At 38.5% G+C, this 20,548-nt stretch carries 21 protein-coding genes; 1 reads left to right on the forward strand and 20 read right to left on the reverse strand.

Annotated elements, in window-relative coordinates; translation table 11 throughout:
- Positions 1-32: 32 nt before the first annotated feature.
- The 8 genes from LC040_15000 to LC040_15035 form a co-directional block, all read right to left on the reverse strand.
- Positions 33-1,187 carry an ATP-binding protein gene (locus LC040_15000; GenBank protein WLR50553.1) on the reverse strand — a complete coding sequence of 385 codons (1,155 nt, stop codon included), beginning with the start codon at positions 1,185-1,187 and terminating at the stop codon, positions 33-35.
- Positions 1,188-1,503: 316 nt separating this feature from the next.
- Positions 1,504-2,055 (reverse strand): ribosome-associated translation inhibitor RaiA, encoded by a 552-nt coding sequence (gene raiA, locus LC040_15005; GenBank protein WLR50554.1) that lies wholly within the window; start codon positions 2,053-2,055, stop codon positions 1,504-1,506.
- Positions 2,056-2,194: 139 nt separating this feature from the next.
- Positions 2,195-2,542, reverse strand: coding sequence for a hypothetical protein (locus LC040_15010; GenBank protein ID WLR50555.1), 348 nt, complete (start codon positions 2,540-2,542; stop codon positions 2,195-2,197).
- A complete protein-coding gene (fliS, locus tag LC040_15015; protein ID WLR50556.1) occupies positions 2,542-2,943 on the reverse strand; it encodes a flagellar export chaperone FliS in 402 nt (133 codons plus the stop codon). The genes LC040_15010 and fliS overlap by 1 nt, the downstream gene beginning before the upstream one ends.
- A 30-nt stretch (positions 2,944-2,973) precedes the next feature.
- Entirely contained in the window at positions 2,974-4,902 is a 1,929-nt protein-coding gene (locus LC040_15020; protein WLR50557.1) for a flagellar hook-associated protein 2, read from the reverse strand.
- 157 nt (positions 4,903-5,059) lie between these two features.
- Complete coding sequence (gene flaG, locus LC040_15025; GenBank protein ID WLR50558.1) at positions 5,060-5,455, reverse strand: flagellar protein FlaG; 396 nt, start codon at positions 5,453-5,455, stop codon at positions 5,060-5,062.
- 107 nt (positions 5,456-5,562) lie between these two features.
- Entirely contained in the window at positions 5,563-6,732 is a 1,170-nt protein-coding gene (gene pseC / locus LC040_15030) for a UDP-4-amino-4,6-dideoxy-N-acetyl-beta-L-altrosamine transaminase (GenBank protein ID WLR50559.1), read from the reverse strand.
- A gap of 35 nt (positions 6,733-6,767) precedes the next feature.
- On the reverse strand, positions 6,768-7,709 hold the full coding sequence (locus LC040_15035; GenBank protein ID WLR50560.1) for a GDP-mannose 4,6-dehydratase: 942 nt from the start codon (positions 7,707-7,709) through the stop codon (positions 6,768-6,770).
- Between the two features lie 54 nt (positions 7,710-7,763).
- Here LC040_15035 and LC040_15040 point away from each other — a divergent pair, with 54 nt between their 5' ends.
- Positions 7,764-8,744 carry a sialidase family protein gene (locus tag LC040_15040; protein WLR50561.1) on the forward strand — a complete coding sequence of 327 codons (981 nt, stop codon included), beginning with the start codon at positions 7,764-7,766 and terminating at the stop codon, positions 8,742-8,744.
- 30 nt (positions 8,745-8,774) lie between these two features.
- Here the strand turns inward: LC040_15040 and pseI are convergent, their stop codons facing one another.
- From pseI to LC040_15100, 12 genes are all read right to left on the reverse strand, one after another.
- Positions 8,775-9,827: a pseudaminic acid synthase gene (gene pseI / locus LC040_15045; GenBank protein ID WLR50562.1), complete on the reverse strand. Its 1,053-nt coding sequence runs from the start codon at positions 9,825-9,827 to the stop codon at positions 8,775-8,777.
- Positions 9,828-9,830: 3 nt separating this feature from the next.
- Positions 9,831-10,883, reverse strand: a complete 1,053-nt coding sequence (pseG, locus tag LC040_15050) for a UDP-2,4-diacetamido-2,4,6-trideoxy-beta-L-altropyranose hydrolase (GenBank protein ID WLR50563.1) — start codon at positions 10,881-10,883, stop codon at positions 9,831-9,833.
- Complete coding sequence (locus LC040_15055) at positions 10,884-11,609, reverse strand: glycosyltransferase family protein (protein ID WLR50564.1); 726 nt, start codon at positions 11,607-11,609, stop codon at positions 10,884-10,886.
- Positions 11,606-12,139, reverse strand: coding sequence for a UDP-4-amino-4,6-dideoxy-N-acetyl-beta-L-altrosamine N-acetyltransferase (gene pseH / locus LC040_15060; protein ID WLR50565.1), 534 nt, complete (start codon positions 12,137-12,139; stop codon positions 11,606-11,608). Before pseH ends, LC040_15055 begins: the two co-directional genes overlap by 4 nt.
- A gap of 13 nt (positions 12,140-12,152) precedes the next feature.
- Positions 12,153-13,367 (reverse strand): acyl-CoA reductase, encoded by a 1,215-nt coding sequence (locus LC040_15065; GenBank protein ID WLR50566.1) that lies wholly within the window; start codon positions 13,365-13,367, stop codon positions 12,153-12,155.
- Complete coding sequence (locus LC040_15070; protein ID WLR50567.1) at positions 13,364-14,449, reverse strand: acyl-protein synthetase; 1,086 nt, start codon at positions 14,447-14,449, stop codon at positions 13,364-13,366. Before LC040_15070 ends, LC040_15065 begins: the two co-directional genes overlap by 4 nt.
- Before the next feature lie 5 nt (positions 14,450-14,454).
- Positions 14,455-15,837 carry an AMP-binding protein gene (locus tag LC040_15075; protein WLR50568.1) on the reverse strand — a complete coding sequence of 461 codons (1,383 nt, stop codon included), beginning with the start codon at positions 15,835-15,837 and terminating at the stop codon, positions 14,455-14,457.
- Positions 15,838-15,933: 96 nt separating this feature from the next.
- A complete protein-coding gene (locus tag LC040_15080; protein ID WLR50569.1) occupies positions 15,934-16,677 on the reverse strand; it encodes an SDR family NAD(P)-dependent oxidoreductase in 744 nt (247 codons plus the stop codon).
- Complete coding sequence (locus LC040_15085; protein ID WLR50570.1) at positions 16,674-16,913, reverse strand: acyl carrier protein; 240 nt, start codon at positions 16,911-16,913, stop codon at positions 16,674-16,676. Before LC040_15085 ends, LC040_15080 begins: the two co-directional genes overlap by 4 nt.
- A 2-nt stretch (positions 16,914-16,915) precedes the next feature.
- The gene (locus LC040_15090) at positions 16,916-18,034 is read right to left on the reverse strand and encodes a DegT/DnrJ/EryC1/StrS family aminotransferase (GenBank protein WLR50571.1); all 1,119 of its coding nucleotides are present in this window, start codon (positions 18,032-18,034) and stop codon (positions 16,916-16,918) included.
- A gap of 39 nt (positions 18,035-18,073) precedes the next feature.
- The gene (locus LC040_15095; protein ID WLR50572.1) at positions 18,074-19,417 is read right to left on the reverse strand and encodes a nucleotide sugar dehydrogenase; all 1,344 of its coding nucleotides are present in this window, start codon (positions 19,415-19,417) and stop codon (positions 18,074-18,076) included.
- 31 nt (positions 19,418-19,448) lie between these two features.
- Positions 19,449-20,471, reverse strand: coding sequence for a Gfo/Idh/MocA family oxidoreductase (locus LC040_15100; protein ID WLR50573.1), 1,023 nt, complete (start codon positions 20,469-20,471; stop codon positions 19,449-19,451).
- Between the last annotated feature and the right edge of the window lie 77 nt (positions 20,472-20,548).

A 20,548-nucleotide genomic window follows, 5' to 3' on the forward strand; every position in this document is an offset into this window, starting at 1 on the left:
ATAGAATATTTATGAAAAGTTTATTAATTGCTTTAATCTGCCTCATTGGAGATCAGAGGCTTAGGATTATTTTCGATAACCGGAAATCTCATTAGAAATTTGGTGCCTTCATCTACCTTACTGTCAATATGTAAATCACCATTCATCGCATCGATAATACTGAAAACGACCATCATTCCAAGACCTGTTCCCTTCTCTTTCGTTGAGTAGAAAGGTTCTCCAAGCCGCTCTAGCTTCTCTTTGTCCATCCCGATTCCTTCGTCTTGGATTAGTACGTAAACATTGTCAGATTCTCTCGAAATGGCTAAGTCAATATTCCCACCTCTAGGCATTGCTTCGACACAGTTCTTCAAAATATTTGTTAAGCATTGCTGAAAGGTTTGGGCCTGCCCGACAATGACACACGAGCATTCTGATGGACCTGCATTTAAACGAACATCTACGCCATGCATATTGGCATAAGGCTTCATAATTGAACAGCAGCGAACAACTTCATTTGCAATATTCAATTGTTCAGGCTTTTCAATACCAGGCTTCGCGAATGAAAGATAATTCGTAATAATCCGCTCCGCATTATCAACCTCATCAAGTGCCAGTTGAATGAATTCCTCTCTCTTATTCTCCGGCAAACCCTTTTGCTTCAATAACTGGACAAACCCTCTTGTGACCGTCAATGGGTTGCGAATCTCATGGGCAAACGAAGCTGCCAAATCACTAACAACCTGCCGTTTTTCAGCTTGTTTTACCTGCTCTTGAACTTTGATATTTGACTTCATCCGTTCAATAAAGTGAAGGGTCAATAATAAACCTGCCGTTTGAAAGAAAAACACTTGGACCGTAAATAAACTTAGCACTCGGTTCATTTCATAGAAAAGTGGAAAGTAAATCAGCATCGCGACTGGTTTTAAGATAGATAATGAAAAGACAATAATGGCTTTCTGCTTCAATCCCCGCTTCTTAAAGTTCGGCTCGACATACAAGAGCATTGCAAACAAGACAACATTAACAAGTATCGCGATGTACACACCGTCTCCACCCATATATAAACGAAACGCAACTAACACAGAGAACAAAATACTTCCAGGCACACGTCCTAAATACAAAAACACAAAGATAAACGGAATTTGGCGCAAATCAAACGCGTGCCCCGGAATAATCATGATCGGAAAAGACATACACAGCAGCATTACTCCACTGCTAATGAGAACTGCAAGCAGCTTTCCCTGTCTATATAAACGCGTTTTATCTGCTAAATACAGTTGATAAACAAACAACGGTAACAATATGAATAATAGATTAATAAGAAGGTTACTAATATGGGTTCACCCCTCTTTCCACCGCTATTCAACCTTTACTTTAGCATGAACCACATTGGCATTTCTAGGTATTTCGAACTTAAAAATAATATAAAAAGCGCAACCCAAAGTGGATTGCGCTTAGACTGCCGAAAAACTCAGTCAAAACAGTTAAGATGAAGCATTGGAACAGTCTTCGAAAGGTATATTAGCTAGGCTCAATCAAGCCATATTTTCCGTCTCTTCTGCGATAAACAACGTTTGTATTGTTTGTTTCAGAATTTGTAAAGACGAAGAAGCTATGACCTAACATATTCATTTGAAGAATGGCTTCCTCAGAATCCATTGGCTTAAGGTTGAAACGCTTTGTACGTACAACATCTGCGCCTTCTTCTTCCTCAAGCAATTCATCACGCGCTTCTTTTTCCAATTCTGCAAACACATATTTCGGAGAATTGCCATCTTGACGGAACTTGCGGTTTACTCTCGTCTTATGCTTACGGATTTGACGCTCTAACTTATTTACAACAAGGTCAATCGCTGCATACATATCTACATGTGTTTCCTCAGCACGCAATAGAAGCTGAGACATCGGAATTGTAACCTCAATTTTCTGCTCTGTATGAACACTTAAATTAACATGCACTTCAGATGTAGGAGGCGTATCAAAATAACGCTCTAGTTTTCCAATCTTCTTCTCAATATACTCACGCAATGCGGGAGTAACAGTGATATTTTCGCCACGAATATTATAATTCATAAACTTACCCCTCCTTGTTTCTATGTACTACTATATTTCTACAATTCCCTTTTAAAACCCTGCTTAAACAGGAGAAAATTTTGTCGAAATTGTGGAAGTAAAAATCCCCAGACACAAAACATGAGTCTAGGGAGGTTTATTAGCTTTTTCTGTCAAGGAACATTCCATCGTTATTTACTTTGTCATATGGGTTAGAGTACCGCTGATTTTTCACTTTTCTTGCTTTCAGCTTCTTCAATTCCTGATCGAACTGTCCTTTATGCTTTTCCATAAGCACATTAATTTCGCTTTGATAATGAACAATTTTCTGAGCGATTTGTTGTTCTTGTTCATTTTTAGGTTTCCCTACGCGATTTATAATTAATTGCCTCTGGTCTAACAACTTATGCACATCTTCGACAGATTTCCCTTCTTCGTCGGAGAAACTGCCTTTTAGCAGCTTAACAAGCTCTTCGGAATTCTGTAGTAATTTAACCAAGTATTCCATTATGCCTGCCCAGTTTTCTTAAATTCTTGCTTTCGGAGCTCAAGTATAATCTGTTTCCACGTATCTCTGAACTCCGTCACATACCCTTCTGCTTCTTCTAAAATTTCAAGGCTGTTCTTCGTATTTGCTTCTACCAATCTTCTATAGATGTAATCATACATCTGCAGCATATTTTGAGCGACTTCTTGCTTCGTATCCAGCGTCACCATCAGCTCATTAATAATATCTTGAGCCTTTAGTAAATTTGTATTTCTTCCTTGGATATCTTGCTTTTCCATCGCAATTTTTGCTTGTTTAATAAATTTAATACAACCATTATATAACATTAACGTGAGCTCACCTGGTGAAGCCGTATTGACTGAGTTACTTTTATATTTTTGATAAGCTTGTGTATTGGACATAGTGCTTACGCTCCCTTAAAAACCTATTTGTTACTGGCCGCCGCCCATACCTAACTGGGACATGAGCTGTGCTGATTGCTGATTCATGCGCTGCATCGCTTTCTCCATCGCATTGAATTGGTCCCATAAGCGCTCTTCAATCATTTTCAAACGACGCTCATAAGAATCGATGTTGTCGTCTAGCCTTAAGATTTGCTTACCAATCGTATGACCATGGTTCGTTAAAGACCCTTGGCTGCCAGCTTTCTCTCTTACCTTATCCATCGTCTCATCCAATGAATCTCTTAAGCGTCGAGCAATACCTTTTTCACTATATGTGTCTCCTTCTGCCATAAATAATTCATAAATAGCTTCTGGATCCTTTTCAATTGCCTTTTTCAACTTTGCTTCATCAAGCTCTAGCTTCCCGTGTTCTAAATAATTTTTCGATGTTGTTATCCCAATTTCAGCTAATTGGTTATAATCCGAATTCGTTGTACTTGCACTTACTTCTGTGTATATATCCTGTCTTAACTTATTCATTCCACTTGAAAGAACACTATCACGACGCAACAAACCAGACTTCGCCTTTTCTTCCCAATCTTCAATTTCTTTCTCAGACATATTTGCCTTCTGCTCATCAGTAAGCGGCTTGAAAGAGCGGTAATTTTCCTCAGTAAGCTTGCCGTTAACTTTACCAATCATTTCATTGTATTTGTCTACAAAGGATTTGATTGTGTCAAAGATGCCTTCTGTGTCTGTTTTGGAACTTATGTTGACTGGATCTGTGAATTTTGATTTTAAATCTATTGTGACATCATTGATTGTGAAATTGTTTGACTTACGTGTAGTTGTTAATCCGTTCACCGTAAAGCTTGCGTCTAGACCATCCGAATACGAACCATTTCCAGTTATTGAATCGTAAGGAACAGATGGGTCCATGTTAAGAATATTTGTAAAAAAAGAAGAATTGGCATCTTCAGGATCACCGGGGTCTAAACCAGTAGTGATACTCTCAGTAAATTGAATTTCAGTTTCTGTGCCAAGATCCCCAGTCTCGGTCCTAGTAGCTACTACCCTTTGAGTTCCTTCATCATAAAACATATTAACCCCAGCATTAGAACTATTAATTTCTTCAAACATTTTGTTTAAAGATGTAGAGCCTGAGAATTTAAAACCACCGTCTACTGATTGTCTCGTACCGTCTGCTTTATTTGTTTCGATATTGAAGGAAAGGTAGTTATGATCATAAGTTACAGAAAACTCACTTCCAGCTGCTAATTCTTCCCCAAATTCTAATAACCCTGTCTCAGTATTTAAAAACACTCTATCTGCTTTTGTTGCAGCATCATATCCGTCCCAGGTCGTCTTATCAGTTACAATTGTATAATTTTTTGATGTAGTTGGTGAAGATGGAACTGTTGGATCATTAGGTGTTGTTACTGAAATAGTATCATCAGCTCCAATACCACTCACTGCTCCTTTAGATAATTGAAATTTCTTCATCGTTGAATCATCCGGAACTGTAAAACCTTCTTCAATACCTGATTCTTGCTTCCAAAAGCCTAGTAAAGGATCAGTTGGTGATTGGAATTGTGACCATAAACTTTTACTAGGATCAATACTTCCTATACTACTACTACTCATCAAACGAGCTGGCTTAGCCAATTGTGAAACATTCTCTAATGTAAAAGAAACATCTCCCTTACCTGCCGCTACTGTAGCTGAAACTAAATCTTCATTAGAAGAGGTCACCGTTCGTTTCAACATATTTGCTTGTCGAGAAATTCCATCGAAAATAAATTGATCGAATTCTTTTAATAACTTACTCATTTCACGGTACTCGCTTCGTTGCCATTCAAAGGTTTGCTTGTCTGCCTTTAACCGATCTAATGGAAGCCTTCTTGCTTGCATCATTGAATCGACAATACTTTGTGTATCCATACCACTGGCTAGACCTGTGAATTTAATTGACTCCATTGCATAGCCTCCTTGCAAAATGGTTTATATTTAATGCATCATTATATTTAACCTTAAACTATCCTTAATATCGGAAGGTTTCTTAAAGTTTCCATATAAAAAAGGAAAAGACAAAAAAAGAAAACTCGGCAATCGCCAAGTCTACTTGAAAACATCATTAAATTTTCTCATCTATTATAAGGCCCATAAATTCCCACATACGACCCATCATATCAAGAAACTTTTCAGGAGGAACTTCGCGGACAACTTCCTTCGTTCCTTGATCAACTACTTGCACGTAATACCTATCTGTTTTTTCATGTAACTTAAAGCTAAGTGTAGTATAACTTGCTTCAGCAAGTTTGTTTAGTTCCTCCACTTGCTTACGTAGTACCTCTTTGCTTACCGACAGCTCATTACTTTGTTGCTTTTCTTGATTACCGAGATAAATAATATTTTCAACTTTAGTACTTTTTGCTTGAGAGACAGCATTGTTCGACCCAATATTAGTGATTTGCTTGGTGTTAGGGTAATTAGCTAACAAATAGGTATTGTTAGATGCCTGAGTAACCATTCCATCACCTCATCATTTTCGAAATACCGTTATTTCATACTATATCGGCCTTCTTTTTTATTATTTTATGGGTCGATCTTCTTAAAGTTGATAATTTTCTTACAAATTTATTTTTGTATCACTTTTTTAACCGCAGCAATGACTGATTCCACATCACCTGTGCTCATTTTAGGAAACAACGGCAAGGTAAGCGCTGTTTCATACCAATTTTCTGCAATTGGGTAGTCTCCTTTTTGGTAGCCAAGCTGCTGATAATAAGGCTGTAAATGCACGGGGATATAGTGAACATGAACACCTATATTTTCTGCCCGCAAAGCATCAAAAATCTCTCGACGAGACATGCTTAACTTATCTAACTCAAGCTTTAGCATATATAAATGCCAACTCGAATCTCCATCTGGATGCTGATAAGGAGGTTGGACACCTTCAAGTTCTTGAAATGCTTCTGTATACATTGCAGCCCACTTTCTACGTAAATCTACAAAGGTGTCTAATCGTTTTAATTGAGAAACTCCAAGTGCAGCTTGGAGGTCTGTCATCCGGTAATTCATACCTAAATCATGCATTTCATAATACCAAGGCCCTTCATCCTTGAGCATCTTATCCTTCGTAATTCCATGAGAGCGAAATAATCTAAGCTTCTCTGCATGTTCTGCATTATTCGTTACAATCATTCCGCCTTCTGCAGTTGTAATGTGCTTAACAGGATGAAAGCTGAACATCGTCATATCAGCTTGTGTACCAACTTTCTTCCCTTTGTACTCAGCGCCGATTGAATGTGCAGCGTCTTCGATAAAGACTAATTGATTAGCATGACAGATTTCTTTAATACGATCCAAGTCAGCCGGTTGTCCCGTATAATCAACAGCTATTACAGCTTTTGTTCTGCTTGTTATTTTCTTTGCAATTTCATCTGGAGAAATATTATAAGTGTGTTGATCAATATCAGCGAAAACAGGCTTTCCACCAGCATAAAGGATACTATTACTAGTCGCGACAAACGTCATTGGTGTCGTAATCACTTCATCGCCTTCGTTAATACCTGCAGCATAGCAAGCACCGTGAAGCGCCGCTGTTCCATTACAAAAGGCCACAGCATATGTTGCACCGACATAATCTGCAACCGCTTGTTCAAACTCTTCTATCTTTGGTCCTTGAGTAATAAACGGACTTTTCAATGTTTCTAAGACAGACTGAATATCTTCCTCATCAAGCCATTGTTGTCCATAAGGAAGAAAATCTTCTCTTACAGGCTTACCTCCGTGAATTGCTAACAATTATTATTCCTCCCTCTGTAAAAAGAAGCCACCTCTTAGTCGAGATGACCTTCCTTAATCCATTCTTCTGTACGTTTAATCCCTTCTTCTAACGTTACTTGTGGTTCCCAATTCAATAGATGTTTTGCTTTTTCATAGTTACATAGAAGCTTCTGGATTTCACTTTGGGGATGGATATGTTCAACATGCTGAATTCTTGTTTCATCTTCTACAATTAATTTTGCTAAATCATTCACCGTAATATCTCGGCCAAGCCCTGCATTTACAATTTCCCCATTTACAGCATCTGAATAGCCTGCTTCAACAACAAAGCGCGCACAATCTTCTACATATAACAAATCACGTGTTTGTGTTCCTTCACCATAAATATTTAATGTTTCACCATCAAGCTTTCGTTTAATAAAAATAGCCACTACTCCGCCTTCACCACCTGTTTTTTGAAAAGGTCCATATGTATTAAATGGGCGGATAACAACAGTCGGAAGACCGTAAGCATAATAATAAGACAATACCATATTTTCAGCAGCAATTTTTGCACCTGCATAGGGGGATGCTGGCTTAGTTGGATGTTCTTCTGTAATACCACTTTCCTCACTGCAGCGGTCATAAACCATGCATGTACTCATAAAGACAACTTTCACATTGTGCTTACGGCATTCTTCTAGTATATAAAACGTTCCAAGTGTATCATTATTAAACGTTGTTTCAGGGTCATCAATTGAATCTTGGACATTAATGGATGCACCAAGGTGATAGCAAACATCAAATTCCTCATCATTAAAGAGCTTTTGAAGCAAACTTTTATCTTTAATATCCCCAACGATAAATTGCTTTAATTGCCCTCTAAATTCTTCAATATTTTCCTCTCGCCCGTTTGATAAATCATCTAATATTGTAACGTGATGTCCATCATTAAGTAACTTCTTAGCAGTCCAACGACCGATAAAGCCGGCACCGCCTGTTAAAAGAATATTCACTATTCTATACCTGCCTTTCTAAATTTTGCTACACTAAAGGAAGAGGTGATCCAATTGAAAAAGAAAACGATTATTCCACGAAAACCGTTTACCTATTCATCATTCCCTACTATTACAATGCATAATGACGATGTTTTCCTTTACTATCGTCAAGGCCGAACAAGCCGTTCATTTGTACATGGCTATGAAGGTTCAGTAAAGCGCTGGAAAATAAATAAAAACCGTCTAATCGAAAACTTTGAGAATGATCGATTAATTGTTCATGACCGCGGCTATGAAACTACGACATTCGAAAATAGAAATGAAAATGAGCTTGATGCCATTGTTTCAAAACTCGATGATAATCTCTATTCACTCGTCACTCGGTGTTATTTGCCAAGGAAGCTAAACCAGCCTTATGTATCAATTTCAACTACTCCAGAATTTGATAAACGCACACCAGTCAAGGTACCCGAAGTACAGTGGTGCGTGTTATATGGTAAAGCCTTCAGTTCCGAGCATGGCTATGTATTCCCTGCATACGGTTCATTACGAAATGAGCCTGGCGAACGCGCTTTCTTACTTGTTACAGAGGATGGAAAGCACTGGTCTGTATTAAGTGCTCTTCCGCTTAACCCAAAAGAGTACATCTTAAATGAAAGCTCTGTCACCTGTGATGGTGAACAATATACCATTTACATGCGAAGCAACAAGTTTCCTTTTGCAATTTGGAAATCCCATTCAGACGATTTAATAGAATGGACCCTACCTGAAAGAGCAATCGAAAAGGCACAAGCTCCAATGGCAATTACTTATCAACATAATACGTATGTAACTTACCGTGATTTCTCAATTTCTCATCGTTGGGCGACATCTCTTAAAGTCAACGACAACTCACCAATCCGTCTAGAAGAATATGTAGGCAACCCATATGATGGCGGCTATTCAGATTTAATCATGCTCAATGACAAGCAACTCTTTGTAACCTACTACAATGGAAATCAAGCTGCTGAACCTTTCATAAGAGGAGCGCTACTTCATATAGATGAACGCTAGAGGCTGAACGTTATCAGCCTCCTTGCTTTTCTACAAAAATAGCTCCCAAGAAACCGGCGTCCCTTTTTTCACAGCTTTCTTTACACTCTTGCCTAGCAGCATATCATAGTATTTCGGCGGCAAACCATGCCCTGGACGAATGGCTCGTAAGTTATCCTTTGTTAATACATCACCTGCAATCAAGTCTTCGGCAATGTACAACGAGCGACGATGTTCCATTGATGGCTTTTCTGCCTCGGTTGGACCATACTGAACAGTTCCAATACTTTGCCAAGCTCGTTCTGTTTCTTCTACAAGCATTTTCATTTCATGCGGCTCTAGCGAAAATGCCGCATCAACCCCGCCTTCAGCACGTGAAACGGTAAAGTGCTTTTCAATCACAGTTGCACCAAGTGTTACACTTGCAACTGCAGTGCCAACACCTAACGTGTGATCAGACAGACCAACTTCACAGCCGAATAACTCACGCATATGAGGAATCGTCGCCACATTTGAATTCTCAGGTGTCGCAGGATAAGTGCTTGTACATTTCAGTAAAATAATATCCTTACAGCCAGCTTCTTTCGCCGCCTTCACGGCTTCATCAATTTCAGCGACCGAAGCCATCCCTGTGGACATAATCAGCGGCTTTCCTGTTGCTGCCGCTCTTCTAATCAGCGGCAAATCTGTATTTTCAAAGGATGCAATTTTGTAAGCTGGAACATCTAAGCTTTCCAGAAAATCAACTGCACTCGCATCAAAAGGCGAACTAAAAGCAATCAAACCTAATTCCTGGCAACGATTAAAAATTTTCTCGTGCCACTCCCAAGGTGTATAAGCCTTCTGATAAAGGTTATAAAGTGATTCACCTTTCCACAGGTTACCTTCTTGATTAATGAAAAATTCACCTTCATTAATATCAAGCGTCATCGTCTCAGCTGTGTATGTTTGTAGCTTTAACGCATCCACCCCAGCCTCCGCAGCCGCTTCAACAATTTCGAGCGCTTTATCTAGTGATTGATTATGATTTCCTGACATCTCTGCGATAATAAAAGGTTTATGTTTCTGACCAATCATACGATCAGCGATTTGTACTGCGCACATCGTCTAGCTCCCTTTCAACATTTGGTCAACAGCTGGATGAACCTTTTGCTGACCATTGCTATTCATTAATTCAATTGAACGTAACGAAAGTTCTTTTAATTTTTCAGGTTCTTTCAAAGCTCTTTGAATCACACCTGCATAATCGGATTCCTTAATATCCTCATGCCAACCAAGGTTCCAAACCGCTCCTGCTGCTGCAGCTGCTTCTGTTGAGGCTTTTTGATTTTCTGCGACAATCGTTACAATAGACGGCAAGCCTAGAAAGCATCGCTCCCACATTGTCACACCGCCAGCACCAAACGCCACATCTGCTTGAGAGATTAAGTCTGCAAGATAGTTAATTTGACAATGATAAGTGAAGCGTGATTCTTTACACAAATGCTCAACATTGGTCCTGTTTGGGTTAGCCGTTCCAGTCACAACATCAATATGAATATCTTGTATCTTTAATTGTTGAAAGGCCCGTACTACTTTCTCCGTTTCATTCGTCGGGTCACTTCCACCATAGAAAATAAGGATACGTTTCATAGAGCCATCTCGAATGTCCACTTTATCCTGTGCCTCTAGAAACTCATCACGAAGCAATAAGTACTGCGGTCCTAATAACTTCAAGCAACCTTCTGGAACAAGGTGTTCATAGCGTTCTAGGTAATCTGTATAATAGTTTTGATCAAGAAGAAGATCACATGTATGAAGACGATTTGCTAGATCATCAATTACCATTAACTGATGTGCCTTTCCACTTATTATCTGTTCCCATTGCTGGTCGAACTGATAATGATCAACAACCCCCCAATCAACAACACTGAAGTTTGTTTTAATAACATGAGCGGTTTCTTGCGCATCTTGCTGTTGAATAAGTGGTGTTTCTGCATGTAAGCGAAAAACTCGGAATCCTTCTTGTTCAATATAATCACATAAGTTCCCAGCCTCTTCACGGCAAATAAAAGAAATAGATGCACCTTTTTGCTTTAATTGATGGGCTAGCGTTAAGCAGCGCATAACGTGGCCTGTGCCGATTTTGGAAGAGGCGTCAACACGGAATAAAATATTCACCTACTTCACCGGCTTTTGTTCAATATGTGCATTTATCTTTGCCACTTCAGGATGGGCCTCCAAGTATTCCACTACTTTTGCAGAAGAAATCAATTTATCACCATTGAAATGCTCCGCAACCTTTGTACATAATTCATAATCCTCTTCTGTATCAAGAGTGATGCGCAAGCTTGGATTTTGAATTTCTTTCGGCGCTTTCAACGTGACATGCTGAAACTCATCTGAAAACTCGTATGCATAATAAGTAACATGTTCTCTATGTCGCTCCTCGTTCCCATGTTCATGCATATATTCTAAAGCACTGAAAGCAAACATTTCAGATGTCAACCCACGCGGTAGGCTACCCACTACTTTCACATAATCAACAGGCTGCACCTTCATGGTTTCAATAATCTGCGCCATTAACTCAAAGTCAACAAACGGACAATCTGATGTCACCCGAATTACATAATCTGGTTGATAAGGCTTAGCTGCTTCATAGTAACGCGATAGTACATCATCTTGAGAGCCGCGGAAGCAAGTTACTTCATTTTTCTCGCACCAAGCTTCCACTGCATTATCTTGCGGCAGGGTTGATGTTGCGACAATTACATCGAACACACCGTTTACTTTCTTACAGCGTGAAAAGACATAATCTAGGACAACACTTTCCCCTAATGGCTTTAATATTTTACCTGGCAGACGGGTTGAGCCCATTCGCGCTTGGATAATGACGAGCGTTTTCATTCGAATTCTCCTTGATATCGTTTATATTTCTTTTGCTGTTGTTGCCAATCCTTTGCTAACATTTCATAAAGATACACATCATGCCATTCACCGTACTTATAAATGTGGTCTTTGTAATAGCCCACTTCTCTACACCCATGCATTTTATGCGTTTTTCTCACATTTTCATTTTGTGACATGACTTCTCCCATCAACTTCTTCAAACCGAGCTCCGAAAAAACATAATTATACAAGTAAGGTCCAATCATTGGACCAACCATACTATATGCCGGCTCCCCGATATAGTAAGCCCAGGTTGCCCGCTTGTTTTGCATATCAATTTCATGCAATGATACTAGCCCAATCAGTTGATCTTTGAATTCAATCACCCAATACTTCGAGTTTGTATCCTGCTTAACTTTTGCAAACCATTGTTTCTGCTTTTCAAGATTATCTTCAATATCTGTGTACATATATTTTGTGACATGCTCACTTGTACGCCACTTTAACACTTGTTCCAAATGCTCTTCTCTTAATTTTATAAAACGCATAACAACCTCCGCCTTACCGAACAACTACTTCTCTAGTAAAATACGTTAAGAAATCATAACCATCCCACACCGAATTGAAATCCAACGCCTGACCTACCGATACAATACGGTCGATCCCGCGATTGGGAAGGTTCTCGACAAGCTCATGTAATTGTGTTTTCTCAAATCCGAAATACGACAATGTTTGATCCTTATGGCTAAATAGAGATGCTGCTTCACTCAATGTTTGCACTGATATTTCAAGGAACAGACCTGCACCGCAATGCATTTCTCTATCCATATCAGTCAAATTCTCCAATTCTATTCGCTGAAAGCCTTCACTACCTACATTTGTAACCGATTTCGTATGCTCCTGAGCCCCATAGAAACAGCTTGTTGCAAATCGATTTATATTTAAAGCAGGTGCTATAGAATGCTTTTTCTGTTTCAAATACCCTTCTAATTCTGTCCAGAACTTTTTCTTAACAGCATGGATTTCATTTTCCTTACCAAGCCACAGAACAAGCCTAGGAGAGGAACAAGCCATTTGGTCAAACCAAAATGCATCATTATAAAATTGATGAACAAACTGCCCAAGTGCTCTGCTGTCCAACTGATTAATTTCTTCTGCAGCGAGCAGCACACTTGAAAACCTATCCGCAAAAACTAACTCTGTTGCCATCGGAGGCAGTGGTAACGAACGAATCTTTTGAATCGTCGTATCTCCTCCCCAAATGACACGGACGTCGCAATAGCTAGAAAGATAGCTCGTTATAGCATCATCGTGTTCATAGCTTACGATCAACGTCCGTTCAGCAATTTTCGAAAACTGTTCTTTTGTTAATTCTTCCGCAATGACATTTAATAAAAGGTTGAGTTGTTCATTCTGTCGCTGTGATAAACGTAAAATGTTTTTATTACCTGCAAGCATTGATAATACCCATGAATATAAAAAGATCGAATCCACATTTGAAGGCGCAAAATGAAGTACCGTTCCACGCGGTAGTAATAACTTCTCTGCCTGCTCGAACTCTGCTTTCAGCTGATAAATGTTTGCTTTCCGAAGCCAATAGCCGACTGCTACTAATTCTGGATATTGACGTAATGAACGTTCTTTCAATAATCGACTCGAAACACTCTGAAGAAATTGAAGAACTTCTTCTGAGAAAGGCTTTAACATCTTTTGTGAGGATACGGAGCGTACCTCATCTTTCCAATCACTAGTTTGACGTGGCAATAAGAATATCATCGTAATGCACCTCTTTGGTCGAAAGCATGTGTGTCACTGCACCCACGAATCTCTGCTTTTGGAAGCCGACCTTCAACTGTAAAATAACGCCCTTTTCTTCCACACGAACAATCATCTTCACCAATGATTTCACCAAGATCCTCAGTTAACAAGCTATGGCCAGGGTAGCTTTTGGGAAGAATACTCAAAACTTGCAGCAATCCTTTCTCCTTATAAGAAAGAACCTCTAAACTATTCATATCACGTACAAGGACATCTGCAAAATGAGGTGGATGAAAATACCCATGCTCACACTCCATAAAGATCGAACCGACCTGCTCAACCATTCCGTAATAATTATGAATCCGCGCAAGTCCAAATTGTTCTCGCAACGCTGCTTTAAAGTCATCATTGCTCACTGCTTCATCCTTTAGCTTCTTCCATCCGCCACCGTGAATGAGTAAACCATCGGATAAATTGAAATTCAAACCTCGTTCACGACAAACTTGATAGAAGTATTGCCATACCATAAACGTGAAGCCAAACAGAAGAATTTGCTCTCCTTGGTGCTTATCCAAGAATGCTTGTAATCCTTCCTCATCAAGCTCCATGCTGTCATTTAACGCATAGAAATGATTACGACCGAAGTTTGAGAAACCAAGAATCCCAGCTCCTCTTGCACTAAACGATTTACGATTTTTAATAACACTCTTCGAATCAAGGATAATCATTGGTAACCGCTTCTTACCCACAAATGATTGCACGATATTAATTAATGCCCGTGACTGTAACATTGATGTTTCTTTATCTAAAAAGATCTTCGACACCACTTGTGAAGTCGTTCCGCTCGACGTTAATGTTTTAAGGATGTTCTCTTTTGGTACTGAGTAAAGCTCTAACATTTTAAAAAGTTGAACCGGTAAAAAAGGAAGTTCATGCAACCGTTCAGCCGAAGTAAACAGCCTCATATTCTCAAGGATATTCTTATACTCTTGGCAATTCTCTGTGTGAAACTGGGTTAGTCTTGACATTTCTTGTACTAAATACGCTTCCTTTTCTTGCTTTTCCATCTCAAACGGATTTGCTGAAAACTGTACTGTCATACCTATCACAATTCCTTTAACTTTGAATAATCGACTTTTCCATTTGAAAGCCGCGGCATCTGTTCTAGCTCAATCACTTTATACGAGCGAGGATGCAGCTTAAATGTGTCACGAATAAAATGACTCACTTGCTCACTCTTAGTGTCTTCTAATGCTACAACCATTTTCTCATCATCACCTGTACATGCCACTGCAAGACCAAGCTGCCGTTCAATCGACTTTTCCACATCATCTAAGCTAATTCGTAAGCCAAACAGCTTAATGAACCGTTTCATCCGCCCCTTGATGTAGAAGAAACCATCCTCATCTTGCTCAGCAACGTCTCCTGTACGAAGAATTCCTTGCAACTCATCACCTTTCGCCAAATCAGCTCGACTATGTGCATAACCAAGCATGACATTATCTCCTTCATAAATCAGCTCGTTTGTTTCTGCATCCAAATGTAATCTCCCGCCTGGAATAACTTTTCCGATTGAACCAACCTTTCCAGAAAGTTCTTGCGGTGAAACATAACTGATACGCGCAGTTGCTTCTGTCTGTCCATACATCACGTAAAAAAGGTAATGATTAGCTTCAGCTATTTCTTGAAAATAACCGATCAACTTGTCCGATAACCGACCACCAGCTTGTGTGAAATAACGCAAGGAAGGAAGCTCCATCCGCTCAAACCGTAAACGTTGTAACATTTGATAAGTGTACGGAACTCCTGAAAAAGATGTTGCCTCATGTTGCTTGAAAAACTCCCAAAACCCTTTTGAGAGTATACTTTCACTTGTTAAGAGAAGTGTCCCTTCAGCATGTAAATGACTATTAATAACCGACAAGCCATAAGAATATTGCATGGGCAGTGTTGTAATCGGTCGCTCTTTTTCATTTAATTCTAGATACTCTACAATTGATTCTGCATTTGATTGAAGGTTTTGATAAGATAGGCGAACAAACTTACTGCTTCCTGTCGTTCCTGAAGTGCTTAGTAATAGAGCTAAATCAGGATGTAGCTCACCTTTGCTTTCGCTAATCTTATGGTAAAGAATATACTCTTGCTCAATTTCAGTTTGTTGATAGTTTGTAAGACTATTAAGCTCTTTAAAGGTCATAATCCAATCTGGTTGATATTCTGCTAGCACCTGCTTAAATAAACCTTCGTTCATTTGAGCATCAAGAAGCATGACAGCATCTCGAACCTGCAAGCCTGCAAGATAACCCGCTAGTGAATAGACATGGTTATCACACAGTACAATACCTAACTTCTTATTTTTGCTAGTGATTTCCTGTTTCATCTGATCAATAAGTTGTTGTAGTTGTTTATATGTAAATGAGCCGTATTTCTGATCAATAATTCCTATTTTGTTTCCTTTTTTTATACTCCAAAATGACAATGAAAACACTTCCTTAGATGATCGTCATCTTTTTTATCGGAATAAACAGAGCTTTTTCCAATAAAAAAAGAGAAAGCCTATTTGCTTCCTCCATTTTACTAATAATCAAACAACCATTCCACCATCCACACCAATCACTTGACCAGTAACATAGGATGAGAGATCAGATGCTAGAAATAAAATTGTATTTGCAACTTCCTCTGGTTGTCCAATACGTTTCATTTTAATACTGTTAACCCTTTCTTGAAACTTATCCTCTGGAATACTCTTGGTCATATCAGTTTCAATAAAACCAGGTGTAATTGCATTCACCCGAACATTTGCAGATGCAAGTTCCTTCGCTGCTGATTTTGTTGCTCCTATCAGTGCTGCCTTACTCGCTGAATATACAACTTGTCCTGACTCACCATTTGTCCCAAAGATCGAGCTGACATTAATAATGGAACCAGAGCGGTTACGCATCATAAGGCGAGCGGCATATTGCATATGATAAACGGCTGCATTCGTATTCACAGCCATCGTTTGTTCAAGCTGTTCAGGTCGAACCATTCCTAACAACCCATCAGCAAGCATTCCTGCATTATTCACAAGAATATCTAAGCGTTTATATTCTTTTTGAATCGTTCGAAATGTCTCTTTCACAGCATTTAAGTCGGTAACATCATAAGCAAATATTTTTGCTACTCCGTCAGTTTGCTCATTAACTTCAGCAGCTAGTCTATCTAACGCCTCTTCATCACGTCCATTTAACAATACAGTTGTCCCATAACGAGCTAATACCAAAGCAGTGGCCTTACCAATCCCTTTCGAAGCACCCGTAATGAATGCAACTTTCCCATCAAGCCTCATTCAAACTCTACTCCATACTTAGTAAGAATTTCTTTTGCTTTTCCAAATGAGCTCATATCAATAACATCTTCAGTATCCATCATGATATCGAACTGTTCATCAATATCAGCTATTAATGCCATATGGGCAATGGAATCCCATTCTTCAATGGAATTGTATTCGAGTGAATCGGTTACTTTCGATTCGTCTATGCCAAGTGATTCCGCGAAGATTGTGCGGAGTTTTTGTGTGTTCATATCTATTCTCCTTTATAAAACTCAAAGATTTTTCCAATTATGTATTGTTGCTGCTCATATGTTAACTCCGGGTACATTGGTAAAGATAATGCCTCTTGACAAGCCTTCTCTGTTTCAGGTAAATCTCCTTCATTGTATTCAAGGTGTGAAAAAACAGGCTGGAGATGTAACGGGTTAGGATAATAAATCATCGTCTGTACGCCATGCTCTTTTAAAAAACTTTGTAACTCATCACGTTGTTCCGCTCTTATTGTATATTGATGAAACACATGCCGACGATTATCAAGTACGGCAGGTGCTTTAACAACCTTTGATAGCCCAGCTTCATCAATCAACTTGCTATAGTGAACAGCTTTTGTTTGACGTAATTTATTCCACTCTTCTAGGTAAGCAAATTTAACATTGAGAATAGCAGCTTGGATCTCATCTAAACGACTGTTATAACCAAGTACATGATGATAATACTTTGGTTTACTACCATGAACACGTAAAACTCTTAAGTTCTCAGCTATCTCCTCGTCTTTCGTGACAACCATTCCACCATCGCCATAAGCTCCCAAATTTTTCGTTGGAAAAAAGCTAAAACACGCTGTTGTTCCTAATTCTCCTACACGTTGCCCTTTATATTCAGCTCCTATAGCTTGAGCTGCATCTTCAATGACAATTAAATTATATCTTTTTGCTATTTCGTTTATTGGTTCCATTTCAGCTGTTTGCCCGTATAAGTGCACAGGAATAATGGCTTTCGTTTTATTCGTGATTACTTCTTCAATTTTATTAGGATTTATGTTAAATGTAACTGGTTCAATATCAACAAATACGGGTTTTGCACCGACCCTTGCCACAGCCCCAGCAGTAGCAAAGAAGGTGAAAGACGGTACTATAACCTCGTCCCCCTCTTTCACACCACAAGCTAGTAATGACAAATGGAGTGCATCACTTCCACTTGCCACTCCGATACCATATTCTACATTGCTATAACTTGATACTTGTATCTCTAATTTGTTAACATTTTCACCTAGTATAAAATGCGAAGAAGACATTACTTTTTCTAATGCCTTACTAATATCACTTTTCAACTCTTTATATTGGACTGATAAATCCAGCATTGGTACCTTCATTTTTTTATCACCCCGTTAATAAATTGACACTACTTAAACCTATAACTTGTAATATGACTTATTATTTATGTGCTTTATGGCATTTCTAGTGTCAAAAATGGTATTTGCTTTTTGGTCTATCATCTCATAATTAAAGCAACTATGGTCTGTAGCAATTAGAGTTAAATCTGCTTCTTCTAATAGATTTTCACTTAATTCACATACTGTTTCTATTATTTTACCATCCATTTTAAATTCATTGACATAGGGGTCTACAACTGTCCAATCTGCCCCTCCATTATCAAATTCTTTAATTATCTTCAATACTGGAGACTCTCGATAATCATCAATATCTTTTTTGTATGCAACACCTAATATAAGTACCTTCGAACCATTTAAGGCCTTGCCTTCTTTATTCAAAATTTGCATACATCGGTTAACAACAAATTCAGGCATACTATTATTAATTTCCCCGGCTATTTCAATTAACTTAGTATGGTAATTATATTCACGGGCTTTCCATGTAAGATAAAACGGGTCAATAGGAATACAATGTCCACCCAATCCTGGACCAGGGTAAAAAGGCATAAACCCATACGGCTTTGTTGATGCGGCATCAATTACTTCCCACACGTCAATGTTCATTTTGTTACAAAGGATGGCCATTTCATTTACTAATGCAATATTAATGTTCCGAAATGTATTCTCAAGTATTTTCTCCATCTCTGCAACTGCTGGACTTGAAACTTCATGGACAGCACCTTCTAATACATTTCTGTACATAGAAGCAGCCACAGCAGTACAAGCCTCAGTTACCCCTCCAACTACTTTAGGAGTATTTTTAGTATTAAAGCTCTTATTCCCCGGGTCTACTCTTTCAGGTGAATATGCTAAAAAGAAGTCTTCTCCACAAACTAAACCGGTTTGTTCTAAAATGGGCTTTAACAATTCTTCTGTGGTTCCCGGGTATGTTGTACTTTCCAAAACAACTAACATCCCTTTTTGTAAATGCTTAGCTATTTCTTTAGCAGAACTTTCTACATATGAAGTATCAGGCTGCTGGTATATATCTAATGGAGTAGGCACACAAATAGCCACCGCATCTACTTCTTTTATAAACGAATAATCCGTAGTGGCAATTAGTTTTTGATTCTTGGTGATCGTTTTTAAGTCTTCTGAAACGACATCTCCTATATAATTGGTGCCTTCATTAACCATGTTGACTCGTTCTTGTTGAACATCAAACCCGATAACTTTATAGCCTGCTTTTGCTTTTTCTACTGCGAGTGGTAATCCTACATAGCCAAGTCCAACAACCCCAATAATTGCCTGCCTTGCTTCCATTTTTTCTATTATATTATTTGCTAAAGGTTGATTCTTGATTTCTTTATAAGTGGAACTCATAACTATAAACCTCCTGCCCAACAATACAAACCTATAATTTTTTGAGCTTTACTGCTTGTCCTGTTTCAGCAGCTTCATACATAGTAGTTACAAATTGAAGAGCTTTCATTCCATCCTTACCATCAACTATTGGTTCACGATTATGTATAATTGCATTTACCATATCTTCTACAATCCACTGATGCCCAGGTTTTCCAAATGGACTGCTATTGACTTTATTAATAATTTCTTTCGTTGTTATCTTATCTATAGAATCAATTGCACAATGCTCAATATAACTGGCAGTTGGTCCCCCAATCTTTATCGTTCCTTTTTCCCCAAATATACTAATCGTCTCTTCTAAATTTTTAGGATAAATAGTAGTAGCTGCTTCTACCACTCCAAGGGTGCCATCACTAAACCTAATCACTCCTGTTGAAACATCTTCTGCTTCAATATCTCGAAAACGAGTAGCACTCATACTGTACACTTCATCCAGCTCACCGATTAGCCATAGGAGTAAATCTAAATTATGAATTGCTTGATTCATCAAAACTCCACCATCATGCTCTTTAGTTCCCCGCCATGGTGCTTGGTTATAATAATCTTCATTTCGATTCCAACGAACTGTAGCATTGACATGACTTAACTTACCAAAACAGCCATCTTCTAAGAGTTTTTTTAATTCAAGCATAGCTGGTCGAAATCGATTAGGGTGTAATACTGCTAATTTTACGTTGTTAGATTTACAGGTTTCTATCATCAATTGAGCATCTTTAACATCTAAAGCAATTGGTTTTTCTACTATAACGTGTTTCTTTGCTTCAGCTGCACTTACTGTTATCGGGGCATGCGAACCACTAGGAGTACAAATATTTACTACATCTACCTCTTCTTGTTGAAGTAATAAGTTTAAATCTGTATAAGGTTGTACACTATATTTCTCTACGTAATAATTCATTTGATTTTCAATTTTGTCACATACTGCAACTAGCTTCGCATTTTGGGTATTTCGAATTGCTTCAGCATGTTTTTTGGCAATATGACCGCAGCCGATGATTGCGAAGTTAACCATTTTATTCCCCTTTATTTAAAATGAAATGTAAAAATACACTTATTAATGTAAAGTACTAATAGAATTAATTAATCCAT

The sequence above is a fragment of the Bacillus tianshenii genome (assembly GCA_020524525.2).
Taxonomy (GTDB): Bacteria; Bacillota; Bacilli; order Bacillales; family Bacillaceae_N; genus Bacillus_AV.